Below are 4140 nucleotides of genomic sequence, written 5' to 3'. Positions count from 1 at the left end.
GTGGTTATCTGGACTTGTGATAATTGTTTTTTGGCAATCTTGGGTCACGTACGAGGTTGGCGGAACTCGTTATCGCATGCCTCTCGCGCTTTCGTTTGTACTTATTGGATTTTTTATATGGGTTGCTGAGAATATCGCAACGTTCCTTGGAGCATGGGAATATCCAAACCAAACCGATGCTTGGAGTCTCGTTCATTTAGGAAAGGTGAGTTCCTGGCTGTTATTAGTGATCGTTAGCTTTCTGATTGTAGCAACGTTAAAGCAGGTTAAAGGGGAAAATTCCAACAAGATAGGGAAAAGCGTAATAAACAAAAGAGATTGAATCTAATTGAGATGGAATACACTTTCAGACGGATTTTTTTGCTATTAATCCCTTATGATCAAAAGCTTAAGGGATTTTTTCTAATTAGTTCAAATGGTTAATATCAAAATGTCTTAAACATACATATGATATTAAATCAAACACTTGCCCATTGACAAAGTGAACTGTAACGATTATATTTACAGTATGATAACTGTAATGATTTTTGTTACATTTAAATATGTTGGGCAGAATATTTAGTAAGGAGTGTGTAATGCAATGGTAACTTTGTATACGACACCAAGCTGTGGGTCTTGCCGAAAAGCAAAAGCTTGGCTTGAGGAACATCAAATAGACTATATAGAAAGAAACATCCTATCTCATCCTCTTACAATCGATGAAATTAAATCGATTCTTCGAATGACAGAAGAGGGGACGAGTGAAATTATTTCAACGAATTCAAAGTCCTACCAAGAGTTAAAGGTAGATATTGAAACACTTCCGCTTAATCAATTGTATAAATTAATCATTGAGCATCCCAAAATGGTGCGCCGGCCAATTATCATGGACGAAAAAAGATTACAAGTTGGCTATAACGAAGATGAAATTCGTAGTTTTCTGCCGCGGAGAATTCGAAACTATTTGTATAATGAATTGCAGAAAGAAGCAAATTAAGGGCAAAAAGCATGGTCTCTACAAGTGAAAATTTACAAAAGGAGGAACAACAGATGATTGAAGTATTCGTAAAAGTATTATATAAAGATCGAAATTACCATACCAATGTCATAGTGGAAAAAGAAATGACCTGGGAAAAAATTAAACAGATTGCTGAAGAACAAGTGAAAAAACAATGGGATATTTAAATGTATTAACCATTGTTTGCTATATGCTTGACTAGCTAATCTGTAATGTTTACTATTACAGTAAGTTATGAATTTTATTAAAGATGCAGACAATACCGTTATCGTAAAAATAGATGAGAAGTTTTTTGTCTTAGGAGGCAAGCTCATGAATAGTGATTTTACCCTTGCCATTCATAGTTTAACATATCTTGCGTTACAGACAGACCGCATGTCAACAAGTGATGCAATCTCTGAAAGTGCTAGCGTTCATCCGGTGCGGATTCGAAAAGTACTAAGTTTGTTAAAAAAACATGGATTTATTAAATCCAAAGAGGGTACCGGCGGCGGATTTCTTTTTGCGCTCGACCTAAGTGAAGTAAACCTTTGGGATATCTATAAGATCACATCTGAAGGTGCGCTGCAGCCCAAATGTCCTGAATCCAATGAAAAATGTATTGTAGGGGCAAATATGCAAAAAGTCCTATGCAGCATTTTTTTTGGTGCAGAAGACCATATGGGAGAATATTTAAGGGATTATACAATCAAAGAAGTCGTTGATCTTGTTAAAAAGCGCAAGTAACCGATAGTTGGTTGCATTCTTCTTTAATTAAAATGTAATAAAAAAGATTACAGATAAATTAAAGCTGCATATTATAGGATTAAACGAAAAAATTTAAGAAGGTGAAAAAACTATGTTCTCCAAAAATCATACGGTTTTAAATACAGGAGATTGGATTAAGGCAGAATCAAAGGAGGGTGAATTAATTATTGGTTATATCGAATCACTGTCTATTATAGAAGGAATAGTGAAAGTAACCGTTGTTACAAGTGATAATAATCAAACGATTGGTAAAACCATACCTATTTTAAGTAACCGAGTGAAAAAACTTCCTGCTTCAAATGTAACCAATAAGGCACAAATTGAATTTCTCCTAGATCTGGCTTTATCAACTGGGGATAAGGAATGGTTTTTGGCGCTTTCTTCAGAGTTAAACGCGATGAAGCAGCTTGCAAATGGTGTACATTAAGCCTTACAGCGAATTCAAGAGTTTTGTTCCTATATCGTTATAGAAATCAAAATCACCATTTAACCAGATAAAAAAACTCCATCACAATTTGTTAACGGGTTCCATTGCCTATCGCAAACGTTAAAAATGTAAATAAAAATGAGTGCCGAATTGTATAAGAATTTGGCACTCATTTTTATTGATAAAGCGATTTGTAGAGAATTACTCTAAAATTTGTATAGGTAAATGCACCACAATTTGTAAAGTTACAATGGCGGTTGTACCCCAACAATTTATCCACATTTTGATATACAATTCGTCAAACAAAACGGGATATTAAGTTTAAAAACAGTTGGATAAATATGTTAATATTAATGGAGTTTGTGAAAAAATGTACTAAAACTAACGGGGCAGAATAGTTGAAGAAGGTGTGGTAAAAACTAACAGACGATAAATATATTGAAAAAGGTGAATATTTGATGACATACCAAGAAGGATTGAACCAAATTGATAAAGCAAGTCAAAAAATAACTGAAGCAAATCAGTTAATTGTTGAAGCAATAATGAACGCTTTCTTATTTACTTGGCAATGGTGGGTTGCATTAGCTATGATGGTTATCCCTTGGGTTATTTGGGGGATATTCCGTAACCGTGAGAGTTCAGCTCGTATTTTTTCGGCAGGTTTATTGGTGATGGTTTTATCAGAGATTCTTGATACGGTTGGGGTCAGTTTTGGAAAGTGGGCTTACCCTGTGAAGTTAGTTCCCGTAGCAACAATAAACTTTTCATTCCGGCTTTCTGTTTTACCTGTGTTTGTAATGCTATTGTTGCAATATAAGCCTGGCTTTAATCCATATTTAAAAGCAGTTATTTTTGGTGGATTTTCTGCATATGTGGGAATACCAGTATTAGGTATGATTGATTTATACAAGAAAATTGATTGGGCTTATACATATTCATTCTTTATTTTAACTTCATTCTATTTAATTGCTCACTGGATTAGTCGAAGGAATTCCTTTGAAAAAATCAATAAAAATTATTCTAAAGATGTTAACCCTTAGAAAACTTGTTCAACTAAAAGGGGCTAGAGTTAACAGTGGATTTGCTGCGGCGGTCTTTTTCTTCTTCAACAAACAGGGCAGTTTAGTTGAAGAAAGAATTTGACTAGGAAAAAAAATTCAAAGTGTTTTTTATACAACAAAAAAATTAAAGCCATTTGTGATTCTTGAAAATTCACAAACGGCATTTTGATTAGAAAAGACCTGCTTCCCTCGCTGCTGCAATACTGTTTCTGGCAAACTTAAAAGGATCTCCAACATTTTCCCAGTGCATATACATTAATCGTGGTTCTTCAAAAAGCCAATGGTTATGCACAGCGGTAACTGTAATTCCTCTTCTTCGCAATGCTGATAAAAATGGATTAATTTCCCTTTGGAGGATGACTGTCTCACCCAAGTTAAGGGTTCTCCCATTAATATTGTTTTCAAAGGAAAGTGCAAATGGAAGGGCTAATGGAGATCGAGTGCGACGACCTAGAATCGTTGCGTTAATATTGCGAAGGCGTTGAACAACACATAAAGATAAACAACAAAGAGTTTTATTTGACCATTGGAGCTTTAAATTCAGGGGTAAATGTTCTTCTAGTCCTTGTCATATTGGCGTTCCTCCATAACCGAAGAAGATATAATAGACTTCCGAATTTAGTGGGTAACCACCGCAACTTGACAAGGGGACTCTAGGGGCATGCTTTGCCAGCCAGGAAACCAGATGGCAAAGAGATCTAGCTTGCTAGCTAGGCAAGCATACCCGCCTGTCCTAGTAATGTTGCTAGTATAGATCTCTTCTACTAATTAGCAGTATGCCCTGATTTAGTGATTAGTCTACTGGACCTTATTTTTTTGTCCAGTTAAGTGTAGCTCATTCATCGCATATATAATAAAATGGCATCAATTTGCTAGTACACCTTGATATTCTTCCTTACTTTCAAGAA

7 protein-coding genes are annotated in these 4140 nt (G+C 35.2%); 6 read left to right on the top strand and 1 reads right to left on the bottom strand.

The features are described from left to right. The 6 genes from V7659_RS26430 to V7659_RS26405 form a co-directional block, all read left to right on the top strand. On the top strand, positions 1-322 hold a 322-nt coding region (locus V7659_RS26430; RefSeq protein ID WP_335543066.1), incomplete at its 5' end, for a DUF817 family protein. Positions 323-580: 258 nt separating this feature from the next. Further along, complete coding sequence (gene spxA, locus V7659_RS26425; protein ID WP_335543065.1) at positions 581-976, top strand: transcriptional regulator SpxA; 396 nt, start codon at positions 581-583, stop codon at positions 974-976. A 53-nt stretch (positions 977-1029) separates the two neighbouring features. Further along, entirely contained in the window at positions 1030-1164 is a 135-nt protein-coding gene (locus tag V7659_RS26420; protein ID WP_335543064.1) for a BA3454 family stress response protein, read from the top strand. Positions 1165-1309: 145 nt separating this feature from the next. Then, complete coding sequence (locus V7659_RS26415; RefSeq protein ID WP_335543063.1) at positions 1310-1723, top strand: RrF2 family transcriptional regulator; 414 nt, start codon at positions 1310-1312, stop codon at positions 1721-1723. A 112-nt stretch (positions 1724-1835) separates the two neighbouring features. Continuing rightward, entirely contained in the window at positions 1836-2171 is a 336-nt protein-coding gene (locus V7659_RS26410; protein WP_335543062.1) for an IDEAL domain-containing protein, read from the top strand. A gap of 458 nt (positions 2172-2629) precedes the next feature. Beyond that, a complete protein-coding gene (locus V7659_RS26405) occupies positions 2630-3211 on the top strand; it encodes a CBO0543 family protein (RefSeq protein WP_335543061.1) in 582 nt (193 codons plus the stop codon). A gap of 190 nt (positions 3212-3401) precedes the next feature. Here V7659_RS26405 and V7659_RS26400 read toward each other — a convergent pair whose 3' ends face one another. Continuing rightward, positions 3402-3776, bottom strand: a complete 375-nt coding sequence (locus tag V7659_RS26400; protein ID WP_335543072.1) for a DUF1259 domain-containing protein — start codon at positions 3774-3776, stop codon at positions 3402-3404. Positions 3777-4140: the final 364 nt, after the last annotated feature.

The sequence above is a fragment of the Neobacillus drentensis genome, assembly GCF_036966985.1.
In the GTDB taxonomy this organism is placed as follows: domain Bacteria; phylum Bacillota; class Bacilli; order Bacillales; family Cytobacillaceae; genus Neobacillus; species Neobacillus drentensis_E.
The sequence above is the reverse complement of the archived record's forward strand: the minus strand, read 5'-3'. Positions and strand labels throughout refer to the sequence as shown.

Bases quoted from the DNA above. Each gene is read 5' to 3' on its own strand.
- spxA (WP_335543065.1), top strand. From the start codon at position 581: ATGGTAACTTTGTATACGACACCAAGCTGTGGGTCTTGCCGAAAAGCA.
- V7659_RS26420 (WP_335543064.1), top strand. From the start codon at position 1,030: ATGATTGAAGTATTCGTAAAAGTATTATATAAAGATCGAAATTACCAT.
- V7659_RS26415 (WP_335543063.1), top strand. From the start codon at position 1,310: ATGAATAGTGATTTTACCCTTGCCATTCATAGTTTAACATATCTTGCG.
- V7659_RS26410 (WP_335543062.1), top strand. From the start codon at position 1,836: ATGTTCTCCAAAAATCATACGGTTTTAAATACAGGAGATTGGATTAAG.
- V7659_RS26405 (WP_335543061.1), top strand. From the start codon at position 2,630: ATGACATACCAAGAAGGATTGAACCAAATTGATAAAGCAAGTCAAAAA.